At 72.6% G+C, this 14,193-nt stretch carries 11 protein-coding genes; 10 read left to right on the top strand and 1 reads right to left on the bottom strand.

Translation table 11 applies throughout. The annotated features are described in order from the left end of the window. The first annotated feature begins 386 nt into the window (after positions 1–386). From ftsZ to FZ103_RS25855, 7 genes are all read left to right on the top strand, one after another. A complete protein-coding gene (gene ftsZ, locus FZ103_RS06510; RefSeq protein WP_186355905.1) occupies positions 387–1,838 on the top strand; it encodes a cell division protein FtsZ in 1,452 nt (483 codons plus the stop codon). Positions 1,839–1,943: 105 nt separating this feature from the next. Then, positions 1,944–2,669, top strand: a complete 726-nt coding sequence (gene pgeF / locus FZ103_RS06505; RefSeq protein WP_155999602.1) for a peptidoglycan editing factor PgeF — start codon at positions 1,944–1,946, stop codon at positions 2,667–2,669. Beyond that, positions 2,666–3,433: a YggS family pyridoxal phosphate-dependent enzyme gene (locus FZ103_RS06500; protein ID WP_343233411.1), complete on the top strand. Its 768-nt coding sequence runs from the start codon at positions 2,666–2,668 to the stop codon at positions 3,431–3,433. The genes pgeF and FZ103_RS06500 overlap by 4 nt, the downstream gene beginning before the upstream one ends. A 121-nt stretch (positions 3,434–3,554) precedes the next feature. Then, positions 3,555–4,082, top strand: coding sequence for a cell division protein SepF (locus FZ103_RS06495; RefSeq protein ID WP_155999600.1), 528 nt, complete (start codon positions 3,555–3,557; stop codon positions 4,080–4,082). A gap of 39 nt (positions 4,083–4,121) precedes the next feature. Then, on the top strand, positions 4,122–4,415 hold the full coding sequence (locus tag FZ103_RS06490) for a YggT family protein (RefSeq protein WP_186355904.1): 294 nt from the start codon (positions 4,122–4,124) through the stop codon (positions 4,413–4,415). A gap of 129 nt (positions 4,416–4,544) precedes the next feature. Next, positions 4,545–5,453, top strand: a complete 909-nt coding sequence (locus FZ103_RS06485) for a DivIVA domain-containing protein (protein ID WP_155999598.1) — start codon at positions 4,545–4,547, stop codon at positions 5,451–5,453. Positions 5,454–5,561: 108 nt separating this feature from the next. Next, positions 5,562–7,367 (top strand): hypothetical protein, encoded by a 1,806-nt coding sequence (locus FZ103_RS25855; protein WP_155999596.1) that lies wholly within the window; start codon positions 5,562–5,564, stop codon positions 7,365–7,367. 1,350 nt (positions 7,368–8,717) lie between these two features. Here the strand turns inward: FZ103_RS25855 and ileS are convergent. Further along, positions 8,718–11,915, bottom strand: a complete 3,198-nt coding sequence (ileS, locus tag FZ103_RS06475) for an isoleucine--tRNA ligase (protein WP_155999594.1) — start codon at positions 11,913–11,915, stop codon at positions 8,718–8,720. 503 nt (positions 11,916–12,418) lie between these two features. Between ileS and FZ103_RS06470 the strand changes: the two genes are divergently transcribed. The 3 genes from FZ103_RS06470 to lspA all read left to right on the top strand — a co-directional run bounded on the left by FZ103_RS06470 (position 12,419) and on the right by lspA (position 14,190). Beyond that, positions 12,419–12,685 (top strand): hypothetical protein, encoded by a 267-nt coding sequence (locus FZ103_RS06470; protein ID WP_155999592.1) that lies wholly within the window; start codon positions 12,419–12,421, stop codon positions 12,683–12,685. 312 nt (positions 12,686–12,997) lie between these two features. Beyond that, positions 12,998–13,408, top strand: a complete 411-nt coding sequence (locus tag FZ103_RS06465) for a TraR/DksA C4-type zinc finger protein (protein WP_156000022.1) — start codon at positions 12,998–13,000, stop codon at positions 13,406–13,408. Between the two features lie 35 nt (positions 13,409–13,443). Next, the gene (gene lspA, locus FZ103_RS06460; protein WP_186355903.1) at positions 13,444–14,190 is read left to right on the top strand and encodes a signal peptidase II; all 747 of its coding nucleotides are present in this window, start codon (positions 13,444–13,446) and stop codon (positions 14,188–14,190) included. The last annotated feature ends 3 nt before the right edge of the window (positions 14,191–14,193 follow it).

The raw sequence follows: 14,193 nt of genomic DNA, 5'->3' as shown, positions 1-14,193 counted from the left end.
CGCGCACCCCGACATTCCAGACGCGACGCGCCGGGAGGGGACATCGCCTCGCTGCGCGACACGCCGTTAGGCTGAACTCATGGTTAGTTGCCCGCAGGCAGGCAGCGGCTTACTGTCGGGAAGCAATACCGTTGGTTGACATAAGTATGAACCTGAGACTTTAGGGCGGTTACGGCGGGAGCACCCGGAGGGGGGACCGCCCGGCTGCGAGCCCGAAGCCCTGAATGGGAACCCGATCGGCACCGCGCCGGTCTGAGGGGGCCCAGTGGAAAGACTGTAGAACCGGACGGCCGATCGATCCGTGCGCGCCGCTGACGGCGGGTTCCGCCGAGGTGGGACGGCACGGGCGGCACGATCGGCGGATGCGAGCGGAAAGGCCCCTCGTCGTGGCAGCACCGCAGAATTACCTCGCGGTCATCAAGGTCGTCGGCATCGGCGGCGGCGGCGTCAACGCCGTCAACCGGATGATCGAAGAGGGACTCAAGGGCGTCGAGTTCATCGCCATCAACACCGACGCTCAGGCGCTGCTTATGAGCGATGCCGACGTCAAGCTCGACGTCGGCCGCGAACTCACCCGCGGACTCGGCGCGGGCGCCAATCCCGACGTCGGGCGCAAGGCCGCCGAGGACCACCGCGAGGAGATCGAGGAGGTCCTCAAGGGCGCCGACATGGTCTTCGTCACCGCGGGCGAAGGCGGCGGCACCGGCACCGGGGGAGCCCCCGTGGTCGCCGACATCGCGCGCTCGCTGGGCGCACTGACCATCGGCGTCGTCACCCGCCCGTTCGGGTTCGAGGGCAAGCGCCGCGCCACCCAGGCCGAGTCCGGTATCGCGATGCTGCGCGACGAGGTCGACACGCTCATCGTGATTCCCAACGACCGGCTGCTGTCCATCTCCGACCGCCAGGTCAGCGTGCTCGACGCCTTCAAGGCCGCCGACCAGGTGCTGCTTTCGGGTGTGCAGGGCATCACCGACCTGATCACCACGCCGGGCCTGATCAACCTGGACTTCGCCGATGTCAAGTCGGTGATGCAGGGAGCGGGTTCGGCGCTGATGGGCATCGGGTCGGCGCGGGGCGACGACCGCGCGGTCGCGGCGGCCGAGATGGCCATCTCCTCGCCGCTGCTGGAGGCCAGCATCGACGGCGCCCACGGCGTGCTGCTGTCCATCCAGGGCGGTTCGGACCTCGGCCTGTTCGAGATCAACGAGGCCGCCCAGCTGGTGGCCAACTCCGCCGCGCCCGAGGCCAACATCATCTTCGGCGCGGTCATCGACGACGCCCTGGGCGACGAGGTCCGCGTCACCGTGATAGCGGCCGGCTTCGACGAACCGCGCGGCGAGTCGGCCTCGCCGCCGCAGAGAGCCGCGGCCCCGCCGCCCGAGCCGCCGGTCCGCGAGCAGCCGGCGGCTCCGGCCGCCGAATCGCGGCCGGCCGTGCGCCCGGTCGCCGAGGAGCCGCGGCCGCAGCCCGCGGCGGAGCCGGCGCCCAGGGCGGAGCCGGTCCGCGAAGACCCCGCGCCCCGGTACGAGGCCGCCGCCGAACCCGAGCCCGCGCCCGAGCCCGCCCCGTCCCCGGAGCCCGAGCCCGTGCGTTCGGCCGAGCCCGTCGACGCCTTCCAGCAGCGCGAGCCCGAGCCGGAGCAGGCCGAGACCGAGCCCGAGGTCGAGGAGGGCAACCGCGCCCGCAACATCCGCCCGGTCGGCGAGAACGACTACGGCGAGGTCCGCGGCACCGGGACCGACGGCACGTTCTCGCGCTCGGGCGAGATGCCCGCGCCTCGGCGCCGCGTGGTCTTCGACGACCCCGACGACCTCGACGTACCCGACTTCCTGAAGTAGCGCCGGAATGGCGCACGAGCCGACCGGCGGCGGGGCCACCCGCCGCCGGTACGCTTTTCCGCGTCCCCTCGACACCTGCGGAGGATGCGGAGGAACTGCGCACCGATGAGTGCCGTGATCGAGCTGGGGCCGGGCGTGCGGGCCGGCTTCACCCAGCGCTACGACGGCGGGGCCAGCGCCGCGCCGTTCGACACCCTCAACCTCGGCCGCGGAGTCGGCGACGACCCCGACGCGGTGGCCGAGAACCGCCGGGTGGCCGCCAAGCGGCTCGGATTCGGCCACGAGCGCGTGGTCTGGATGGACCAGGTGCACGGCGCGCAGGTTGCGGTGGCCACCGAGCCCGGCACCGCCGGGCGGGTCGACGCCGTGGTGTGCGACCGCTCCGACCTGGTGCTGGCCGCGCTGGCCGCCGACTGCCTGCTGGTGCTGGCGGCCGACGCCGAGGCCGGCGTGATCGGCGCGGCCCACTCCGGAAGGCTGGGGACGCAGGCCGGCGTGGCGCCGGAGCTGATCGCCGCCATGGCGCGGCTGGGCGCCGACCCCGCCCGCATCAGGGCCCTGCTGAGCCCGGCGATCTGCGGCGGCTGCTACGAGGTCGGCGCCCGGGTCCAGCAGGAGGTGGCGGGCAGCGTTCCCGAGGCGGCCGTCTCCACGCGGGCGGGCACCCCGGGCATCGACATGCGCGCAGCGGTGACCGCCCAACTCCGCGCGGCCGATGTCGGCCACATCGCCTCCGACGACCGCTGCACGCTGGAGAGCCCCGAGCTGTTCTCGCACCGCGGCGGCGCGCCCACCGGCCGGTTCGCCGGTTTCATCTGGCGGCAGCCGTGAGCGCCGGCGGCATCGGGGGCGCGGGCGCGCCCGGCGAGGCGGCCGGCGGCGCGGAGCGCCGCGAGCGGATCCGTGCCAACCTCGCCGCGCTGCGCCGGCGCGTCGACGCCGCCTGCGCAGCCGTCGGCCGCAGCCCGCAGGAGGTGACGATTATCGCGGTGACCAAGACGTTTCCGGCCTCCGACGTGCGCATCCTCGCTGAGCTGGGGATCACCGACGTGGGTGAGAACCGCGACCAGGAGGCGGCGCCCAAGGCGGCCGAATGCGCCGATCTGGGCCTGCGGTGGCACTTCGTCGGGCAGTTGCAGACCAACAAGGCCCGGTCGGTGGCCCGCTACGCGGACGTGGTCCACTCGGTGGACCGCACCCGGCTCGCGGCGGCGCTGGGGGCGCGCGCCCGCGCCGAGGGGCGCGAAGTGGGCTGCCTGGTGCAGGTCAACCTCGACCCCGACTCGGCGGCCGGCGTGCTGGGGCTGCGCGGCGGGGCCGATCCGCGCGACGTTCTCGCCGTGGCCGACGCCGTGGCGGCCGAGGACGGGCTGGCGCTGGGCGGGGTCATGGCGGTCGCGCCGCGCGGGGGCGATCCCGCCGAGGCGTTCGCCCGGCTGAATGCGGTCGCCGCCGAGGTCCGGGATCGCTACCCTCAGGCGGTAGCGGTTTCGGCGGGGATGAGCGGGGACCTGGAAGCGGCTGTCGGCCAAGGGGCGACACACCTGCGTGTGGGAACGGCGTTGCTCGACGATCGCGGCCCGAACGTCGGGTAATGTCCCCACATGGACCTTGGCGCCCAACTGTCGAGTTCGCCCTTCCGGCGAACTTGGGCCGGGCCCGACACGGACTGAGTCATCTGCGGTGCCGCACCACAGGGACGACGGAGGACAAGAGATGGCCGGCGCGATGCGCAAGATGGCGGTCTACCTCGGCCTCGTGGAGGACGACCGCTACGATCACCGCTATGCGGACGAATATGATGACTTCGACGACTTCGACGAAGGCGTTGACGGCCGGCGCGACCGGGATCTCGGTCATCAAGGCGGCGATCCGCGTGTCGACTCCGTGACGGATGCGGATGACTACACCATGTCTCCTGCAGAGAGGCGCACCCCGACGCACACGACCCCTGCTACGGCAGACCTTGCGCGCATCACTACGCTCCATCCCCGGACGTACAACGAGGCGCGTACCATCGGAGAGTACTTCCGAGAAGGTGTACCGGTGATCATGAACCTGACCGAGATGGTCGACAGCGACGCCAAGCGGCTGGTCGACTTCGCGGCGGGCCTGATCTTCGGGCTGCATGGCAGTATCGACCGCGTGACCACCAAGGTGTTCCTGTTGTCCCCGGCCAATGTTGAGGTGACTGCTGAAGACAAAGCACGCATCGCTGAGCGAGGGTTCTTCAACCAGAGTTAGATCATCACAGATGTCCAGAGATTGGGTCGGGGAACGGCCGTGAGTATCGTCCAGTCCGTCGTCATCATCCTGCTGAACCTGTTCATGCTGGTGTTGATCGCGCGGCTCGTCTTCGAGCTCGTGCAGGCGTTTGCGCGGTCGTGGCGACCGACCGGGTTCGTGCTGGTACTCGCTGAGACGGTCTACACGATCACCGATCCGCCCCTGAGGTTCCTGCGTCGGTTCATCCCACCCATACGCCTGGGGGGTTTGGCGCTTGACCTGAGTTTCACCGTGCTCTTCCTCTTCGTGGTGATCCTGCTCCAGATCGTAAGTTCGATCTCGTTCATCTAGAAGGTCACAGATGTCGGAAAGGTCAGCTTTGCTTCCGATATGTGGCCTTGGTCATGATCTGGATTGCCGTAAGGTCACGATCAGGTAGCGTCCCTACGGACACAGTCCAAGCGCGCCAAGGAGACGAACATGCCGCTGACACCCGCGGATGTGCGGAATAAGCAGTTCAGTACCACCCGGCTCCGGCCGGGCTACGACGAGGAAGAGGTCGACGCGTTCCTCGACGAGGTCGAGACCGAGCTCGACCGCCTGATCCAGGAGAACGAGGAGCTGCGCGGCAAGCTCGCCGAGTGCCTGCGCGGCAAGGTGCCCAACGCCGGCATGCAGGACTTCCAGCAGCAGCCCCAGGAGCAGCAGCTCCCGCCGGAGCCCCCGCAGCCCGAGCCTGTACGCCAGGAGCCCCCGCAGCAGCAGCCGCAACAGCAGCAGCCGCTGGAGCAGCAGATCCCGGCCATGGCGGCCAACATGGGCCTGCCCGGCTCCGAAGAGAACATGGACACCGCCGCCCGGGTGCTGGCGCTGGCCCAGCAGACCGCCGACCAGGCGATCTCCGACGCGCGCCGCGAGGCCGACGAGACCCTCGGCCGCGCCCGCCACGAGGCCGACGACATCCTCGGCAAGGCCCGGCGCCAGGCCGAGCAGATCGTCAACGAGGCCCGCGCCCGCTCCGAGAACCTCGACCGCGACGCCCAGGAGCGCCACCGCCAGGTGATGGGCTCCCTGGTGCAGCAGCGCGAGGAGCTGGAGCACAAGGTCGCCGAGCTCAAGGACTTCGAGCGCGAGTACCGCAGCCGCCTGAAGGACTACTTCGAGCGCCAGCTGCGCGAGCTCGCCGAAGGCGCCAACGAGCCCAACTCCGGCCAGCAGAACCCCAACACCACCGGCGGGTTCCAGACCATGTCGCCCTCCGGCGCCAACCCCGGCATGCAGCACGGCGGACCCGGCAACGGCGCACCCGCGGGCAACCCCTTCGCCCAGCCCGAGCCCGCCCAGCACGGCGGCTACCACCCCGGCGAGGTCCCGCACGAGCGCCGCTGACCTCCTCCGGACTCCAGGCGCGCACAGCGGCGATCGGGACTGTGCCGCGACTGAGCCGCAGTGCGGCCGCACACAATTGAACCCTTGAGTTGAAGGCTCTCCTTTTCCGTGTTCATCCTCAGTCTCGCCACCCTGGTGGCGGCTCTGGCGGTCATCGCCTTCGGGGTGGTGTTCGCCGAGACGGCGCTGGTCTACATCGCCCTCGTACTGGGCGGCCTCGGTGCGGTCCTGCTCGTCGCCGAGGCGGTGAGATCACGCGAGCAGCTGGGGTTGGGCTCCCGGAGGGATGCGGTGCCCGGTGCTGCCGGCGCCGGACGGAAGCGGGCATGGACGGGCGGTTTGGGGAAGGCGTCCGTCCCGGCCCCGGCTCCGTCGGGCGCATCGGCCGGATCGGCATGGCAGCGGAGCCCGGGCGGCGAAGGAGACCGGTCGGCCCAAGGGTTCGCGCCCGCGCCGGGGGGTGCCCCGGCGCGGCAGGAGGCCCCGGCACCGGGCGGCCCACCGGCCCCCGGCTACGGCGGTGGCACACCGCCGTCCGAGGCCTTCGGCACCGCGGCGACTCCCGGCCGACCGCCGGAGGAGGCCGCGGAGCGGCCCGGATCGGCGGAGCGGCCGGAGCAGCCGGCCGCAGCCGAGCGGACCGGGCCGCCGGAGAGCGCGGACAGCGCGCAGCCCCCCGGTCCCCGGCCGGTCCGGCCGCGCATCCAGCGGGTCTCCACCGCGCCCGACGACGAGGGCGCGATGCCCACAGGCGCCTCCGACGCGCCGAGCGGCACCGCCGAGGACGCGGCGGCCGCGCAGGAGCCTCCGCAGGAAGAGGAGCCCCTGCAGGAATGGGTCGCCCGGGACTTCGACGACTCCGCCGAACCGGAGCGGCCCGCCGTCGGCACCGGCTCCCAGGACGGACCTCCGGCCGCGCCGGAGGAGGCGGCGGCCGCGGATTCCGCGGGCACCGCCCGTTCCCAGGAGCCCGCCCGCACACCCGAGACCGAGCCCGCGGCGGCCGCGGAGGCGGCCGAGGACGGCACCGTCGATGAATCCGACCGCGACCTGTCCTTCAGCGCGTTCGTGAGCGGCCTGCGCCCGGACACCGAGGGCCGGGACGCTGCAGTGGAGCCGCCCGGTGCGGACGGCGCCGATGCCAATGCTGATTACGTGGCCGAGGAGGAGACCGCTGCCGCCGGAGCGGCAGCGGACGCCTCGGCGAGCCGCGCGCACGACGAGCCGCCGCAGCCGGCCGCCGCGGAGCCGGCCGAGGACGGTGCGCCCCGGGCCGGCGCGGAGCAGGACGGCCGGCCCGGCGGACAGGAGCCGCGGGCCGAACCGGCGTCCGCGTGGAACGCCGCCCCCGCAGCTTCCCAGGACGCGGCCGGCGACCCGGCCACCGAGCCGATCGACCTCCGGGCGGCCATGGCCACCGAGCCCGAGGCCGCGGAACCCGGCACCGGCGGCGAGGACGCGGCCGCCTCCGCCGCCCGCGGCGCCGAAGAGCCGGAGACCGTGGAGCCGGGCACCGGCGGCCCGGACAGGGCGGCGGTGGAGGTGGACGACCGCAGCGCCGACCGGCCGGACGCGATCGAGGGGCACGAGCACGAGGACGCGCCGGAGGCGGACGCCCCCGAGCACTCGGCTTCGGCGGAAGCCCCGGCCGGGCACACCGACCGCGCCGATGCGCCGGCCGAGGAGCAGACCCAGCCGATCGAACGGTCCGCGGCCACGGCCGCCGGCGAGCGCGACCCTGCCCCCGAATCCGCTCCCGTTGCGGATGCCGACCCCGAGGCGGCGGCCCCCGATGACGCCCCGGACGACCGTGAGCCCGGCGCCGCGACCGCCGCCGATGGGCCCGATCCCGACCGGACCGTCGTCCTGCGCCGCGACACCGCCGAGGGCGACGAGGAGGACGACCGCTCCTGACCCGCCGGTGAGGGGCTTGCCGTAGTCGTCATCGCGCACGCCGCGGGAGCGACCGGCGCCGCTTTCGAGGAACCCACCGGGTACCGCTTGGGGCGGCCGCCATCGAGGTTGCGGCGATGGGTGCGCTCCGCGTAGCGCGGCCCGCCCGTCAGCCCGCCGCCACCCCATCGGAGACGCTTCGCGTCACGTGCCCGCCCGTCAGCCCGCCACCACCCCAACGGAGACGCTTCGCGTCACGTGTTTCTTTGCCGCCGAGCGCACGGAGTCCTTTCCAGGTGGAGCCGCATCATCGGTGGCGGGCTTCTGGCGTGAAGGTGTTCCGTGCGCTCGGCGGCAAGCTGGCACGCAGCGCTGCGCGCGAGCCAGCCCCATTGCCGCAGCCTGTGTGGTGCTCGACGTGGATGGTCCCCGGAGGGTTCCTGCTGTTGAAGCCAGGGCAGAGGAGCCCGCCGGATACCGCCTGGGGCGGCCATCCCCGGGGTTGCGGCAATGGGCGCGTCTCGCGTAGCGCGGTGGCAGCTTGCCGCCGAGCGCACGCGGTTCTTTCGAGGTGGAGCCGCATCATCGGTGGCGGGCTTCTGGCGTGAAGGTGTTCCGTGCGCTCGGCGGCAAGCTGGCACGCAGCGCTGCGCGCGAGCTAGCCCCATTGCCGCAGCCTGTGTGGTGCTCGACGTGGATGGTCCCCGGAGGGTTCCTGCTGTTGAAGCCAGGGCAGAGGAGCCCGCCGGATACCGCCTGGGGCGGCCATCCCCGGGGTTGCGGCAATGGGCGCGTCTCGCGTAGCGCGGTGGCAGCTTGCCGCCGAGCGCGCGCGGTTCTTTCGAGGTGGAGCCGCATCATCGGTGGCGGGCTTCTGGCGTGAAGGTGTTCCGTGCGCTCGGCGGCAAGCTGGCACGCAGCGCTGCGCGCGAGCCAGCCCCATTGCCGCAGCCTGTGTGGTGCTCGACGTGGATGGTCCCGGGAGGGTTCCTGCTGTTGCCAGGGCAGAGGAGCCCGCCGGGTACCACCTGGGGCGGCCATCCCCGGGGTTGCGGCAATGGGCGCGTCTCGCGTAGCGCGGTGGCAGCTTGCCGCCGAGCGCGCGCGGTTCTTTCGAGGTGGAGCCGCATCATCGGTGGCGGGCTTCTGGCGTGAAGGTGTTCCGTGCGCTCGGCGGCAAGCCGGCACGCAGCGCTGCGCGCGAGCCAGCCCCATTGCCGCAGCCTCTGTGCCTGTGGTGCCCGACTTCTTGAACAGGACATGAGCGAGGAGGCAAGGCGGCGCCGCAAAGCGCCCACGCCCATCCGCGGGAAAGCACGAGCGGGCGTGCGGCGCGTCCAAGCGCCCCGCACGCCCGCGGGAAAACCCGCCTCAGGCCGGCGGCCGGCCCGTGTCCGCGGTCTTGCGCAGGTGGACCGTCACGCCGAAGTCCGCCGAGGAGACCGTGTGCGCCTCGCCCTGCGGGCTGCCCTCGGTGACGCGCACCGCCAACACCTCGCCGGCGATCGTGCGCTCGTGCTCGGTGAGCGCCTGCGCGGTCATCGGGTCCTCGGCCGACCACCACAGCTCGATCCGGTCGGAGATCTCCAGACCGCTGGACTTGCGGGCGTCCTGGATCAGGCGCACCAACTCCCGGGCCAGACCGGCGCGCTGCAGCTCCGGGGTGATCTCCAAATCCAGCGCGACGGTCTCGCCGCCCTCGGCCGCCACCGTCCAGCCTTCGCGGGGCTGCTCGCTGATCAGCACCTCCTCGGAGCTGATCTCCACCGGCTCGCCCTCGACCTCGACATGCGCCCAGCCGCTGGAGCGGATCTGCTCCACCAGCGCCCGCGCGTCGGCGGCGCCGATCGCCTCGGCCACCAGCGGCGTGCGCTTGGCGAACCGCTTGCCCAGGGCTCGGAAGTTCGGCTTGACCGTGTACTCCACCAGGTCGCCGCCCACCGCCGAGAGCGGGTCGAGCTGCTGCACGTTCAGCTCCTCGGCGATCTGGTCGCGCAACTGTTCGGGCAGCTCGGCGAACCCGGCCGCGCCCACCAGCACCCGCGACAGCGGCTGGCGGGTGCGCACGCCCGAGTCCACCCGGGCGGCGCGGCCCAGCTCCACCAGTCGGCGGGTAAGGGCCATCTGCGCCGACAGCTCGGTGTCGATCAGGTCCTCGCGGGCCTGGGGCCAGCTCGCCAGGTGCACCGACTCCGGCGCCTCCGGCCGGCGCAGCGCCGCCCACACGTGGTCGGTGATGAAGGGCACCAGCGGCGCCATCACCAGGGTCAGCGACTCCAGTGCCTCGAACAGGGTCGCGAACGCCGACGCGCCCTCGGGGGTGTCGGCGCCCGCCCAGAACCGGCGGCGCGAGCGGCGCACGTACCAGTTGGACAGGTCGTCGACGAAGGCGGTCAGCAGCCGCCCGGCGCCTGCGGTGTCGAACCGGTCCAGCGCGTCCCCGACGCCCTGGACGACCCGGTGCAGCTCGGAGAGCAGCCACCGGTCCAGCAGCGGCCGGTCGGCGGGTGCGGGCGCGGCGGCGAGCCGGTCGTGGCTCCAGGCCCCGCCCGCGCCGGCGTAGAGGGTGAAGAAGGAGACCGTGTTGTAGTAGGTCAGCAGGACCTTGCGGACGATCTCCTCCAGGGCCTCGTGGCCCACGCGCCGCGGCATCCACGGCGACCCGCTGGCGGCCATGAACCAGCGCAGCGCATCGGCGCCGTGGCGCTCCATGACCTCCATGGGTTCGAGGACGTTGCCCAGGTGCTTGCTCATCTTGCGGCCGTCCTCGGCGAGGATGTGGCCCAGGCAGACCACGTTCTCGTAGGAGGAGTGGCCGAAGACCAGGGTGCTCACCGCCATCATCGAGTAGAACCAGCCGCGGGTCTGGTCGATGGCCTCGCAGATGTACTGGCCGGGGAAGTTGGCCTCGAACGCGCCCTCGTTGCGGTGCGGCGCGCCCCACTGCGCGAACGGCATCGCGCCCGAGTCGAACCACACGTCGATGACCTCGGGCACCCGCTGGGCGCGGCCGCCGCACTCGGGGCAGTCGAAGGCCACGTCGTCGACGTAGGGCCGGTGCGGATCCAGCGCGCTGAGGTCCCGGCCGGCCAGTTCGCCCAGCTCGCGCAGCGAGCCGACGACGGTGTGGTGCTCCTGCGGGCACACCCACACCGGCAGCGGCGTGCCCCAGTAGCGGCTGCGCGACAGCGCCCAGTCGACGTTGTTGCGCAGCCACTCCCCGTAGCGGCCCTCCTTGACGTTCTCGGGGAACCAGTTGGTGCGCGCGTTCTGCTCCAGCAGCTCGTCCTTGATCGCGGTCGTCTTGATGTACCAGGACGGCAGCGCGTAGTAGAGCAGCGCGGTGTGGCAGCGCCAGCAGTGCGGATAGCTGTGCTCGTAGGGCTGGTTGCGCAGCAGCAGCCCGCGCGCCCGCAGGTCGTCGACCAGGGCGGTGTCGGCGGTCTTGAAGAACACGCCGCCGACCAGGTCCAGGCCCGCCTCGAAGGTGCCGTCGGCGCGCACGGGGTTGACCACGGGCAGCCCGTAGGCGCGGCAGACGGCCATGTCGTCGGCGCCGAAGGCCGGCGACTGGTGGACCAGGCCGGTGCCGTCGTCCACGGTCACGTAGTCGGCCAGCACGATGAAGTGCGCGGGTTCGTCGAAGTCGACCAGCTCGAAGGGGCGCTGGTAGGTCCAGCGCTCCATCTCCGCCCCCTCGAAGCGCTCGCCCGTCAGCGTCCAGCCCTCGCCCAGCGCAGCCTCGACCAGGGGCTCGGCCACAAGCAGGCGCTCGGTGCCGTCGGTGGCCACGACGTAGGCGACGTCGGGGTGCACGGCCACCGCCGTGTTGGAGACCAGCGTCCACGGGGTCGTGGTCCACACCAGCAGGGAGGTGGGGCGCTCGGGGTCGGCCAGCGGCCCGGAGGTGACGGGGAAGCGCACGTAGACCGAGGGGTCCACGACCGTCTCGTAGCCCTGGGCGAGCTCGTGGTCGGAGAGCGTGGTGCCGCAGCGCGGGCAGTAGGGGCTGATGCGGTAGTCCCTCACCAGCAGGCCCTTGTCCCAGATGGCTTTCAGCGCCCACCACACCGACTCCACGTACTCGGGGTCCATGGTGCGGTAGGCCTCGTCCATGTTCACCCAGTAGCCCATGCGCTCGGTCATGGCGGTGAAGGCGCCCACGTTGCGCAGGACGGATTCGCGGCAGCGGGCGTTGAACTCGGCGACGCCGAACTCCTCGATGTCCTTCTTGCCGCTGAGGCCCAGCTCCTTCTCGACCGCGACCTCGACGGGCAGGCCGTGGCAGTCCCATCCGGCCTTGCGGTCCACGTGGTAGCCGCGCATCGTCTTGAAGCGGGGGAAAATGTCCTTGAACACGCGCGCCTCGACGTGGTGCACGCCGGGCTGGCCGTTGGCGGTGGGCGGGCCCTCGTAGAAGACCCAGTTGGGGTTGCCCCGCGACTGCTCCAGGGAGCGTTCGAAGATCTTCTGCTCAGACCAGCGCCGCAGTACCTCGTGCTCGGCGGCGGGCAGGTCGATCTGGGCGGGCAGTGCGGGCAAGGAGCGGGCGGCGCTGTCGTCGGGCATAGTGCCTACCTCTCACCAGGGCATCGGTTGTCCTGATGGAGGGACGAGGCGGTGCGCCCCGCGGTACCACCCTCCTTGGGCGAGGCGGGCCGGCCGCCTCGTTCCCCTCTCATTTGCCGCGGCTGCCGGGTCTACTGAGCCGGCGCGCGCCGTGCGCGTCCGGCCGTTCTTCCGGCGGCTCCGGGGTGATGTTCCCGTCGGGCATGCCCCCGGGCTTCCACCGTCCCCGGGTCGCTCTGGGCTGTTTCCGGCGGTACTCGTCCCCATCCGCGCCGTGCCGTGCATCCGAGGATAGCCGAGATCGCCGCGCCTTCCGCCCGCGAACGGGCGGCGCGACGCCCCCGGTCGGCCCGCCGCCCGCCTCTTCGGAGAGGGGGCCCGGCCCTGGCGTCACCTGCGGCCGGTGGCGGGTGCATACTTGCGTGCCGGGCCGCGCGCACAGGCGCGGCCCGCCGCCGTGCGGGGCGCGGCGGGGCAGTGCGGTGATCGACGAGAGGAGGCCCATGGTGGCCGCGACCGGGCAGGAGGGCACCGTGCTGGTGACGCTCTCCGAGCGGGAGGACGCCGAGGAGCTGGCCGAGCAGTTGCGGGACCAGGGGTATGAGCCCTGCACCGTGCACCGCGACATGCTGGCCGGGGAGGACGACGCCGAGGACGTCGACTGGGTGATCGAGGTGACGACCGGCCCGCACGGCGGCCCGGCCACCTTCGACGAGCCCCACCTGGCGATGCTCGCCCAGGACTACGGCGGATTCGCGGCGGCGCAGTAGTCGGCGGCCGGCCCCCCCGCCCGCGGCGCCGAGCCCGCGGATGCGTTCACCGGTCGCCTACCGGGAACACCTGGGGGAAAGGCGCGGAAAGCCGGGTTGTTCCCCGCTGCGTTGTCGATGGTTGATTCGCTCCCGACGGGCGTTTAAGCTACCCGGCATCTTGTGCGAAGGAACCGTCCGAAGCGGCGAATTCGCACGTCAAAACGGGGTTTCGGCCGCCGCGGGCGGCCGAGGGGGAGGTGCCCGATGGCGTCGACGACCACGGCCGGCAGGTCCGGCGAAGAGTCCCGCGGGGGAGAGGACGAGGGCGGAATGAGCGTGTCGAATGCTGCCGAGCTCCCCGTCCGGCCCGGGGAGGATCCGTGGACCGAATCGGAGCTGGCCGAGGTGCGCAGCGGCCTTGAGGCCGAGATCGCCGGGCTGCGCGACGGGATCGCCGCCGCGGAGTCGCAGCTGGCCGAGCGGCTGACGGACGCGGTCGAGGGCGCCGGCGACGATCCCACCGACACGGGGGCCAAGGCCTACCAGCGCGAGCACCAGCTGGCGCTGAACTACAATAGCCGTGAGCTGCTCGCGCAGAGCGAGCGAGCCATCCAGCGGATGGACGCGGGGACCTACGGGGTCTGCGAGTCCTGCGGCAAGGCCATCGGCAAGGCGAGGCTGCAGGCGTTCCCCCGCGCCACATTGTGTGTGCAGTGCAAACAGCGCGAGGAGCGTCGCTGAGTGACGTCGAGCCCTCCGGGGCCCAAGATCAGACCGTGAACGGATCCGCCGCGCGCAAACCGCGGCGGTTCCTGCTGTTGTCGGCGGTGGCGGCCGCCTGCCTGGCGGCCGACTACGCCACCAAGGAGGCCGCGCTGGCGGCGTTCGCCCCCGGCGAGTCGATGCCGGTGGTCGGCGAGCTGCTGAAGTTCACCCTGGTGTTCAACACCGGCGCGGCCTTCTCCATGGGCCAGGGGCTGCCCTGGCTGTTCTTCTTCATCGCCGTGGGCGTCGTGGTCTACATCCTGTTCCTGGCGCGCAGGCTGGGCAGCACCGCCTGGACGATCGCCCTCGGGATGATCCTGGGCGGCGCCCTGGGCAATCTGGTCGACCGGGCCTTCCGGCCGCCGGCGCCGCTGCACGGCGCGGTCGTCGACTGGATCCAGGTCCCCGAGTTCCCGGTGTTCAACATCGCCGACTCCTGCATCGTCGTGGGCGGCGCGCTCGCGGTGCTGCTGGCCTTCCGCGGCATCAACCTCGACGGCACCCGCGAGCCGGACAAGCACGTCAAGCGGGACAAGCCCGGCGACGCGGAGGAACCCGGCGAGCAGGCCGGTGCCGGCCCCGCCGCGCGGCCGCAGGGCGCAGACCGCGCCGACGCGGGCGGCGGCGCCGCGACCGGGCCCGGCTCGGGCGCCGACTCCGCCGCTCCGGCGCACGAGGACCCGGTTCCGCCCAAGCCGGCGCCGGAGGCGCCGGAGGGCTCGGCGCCCCGGCGCGAGGACGGGGGGCGGTCGGCGTGACCG

Origin of the sequence: Streptomonospora sp. PA3 (assembly GCF_009728995.1) — a bacterium.
GTDB lineage: Bacteria > Actinomycetota > Actinomycetes > Streptosporangiales > Streptosporangiaceae > Streptomonospora.
This window is presented reverse-complemented; position numbering and strand designations above follow the sequence as displayed.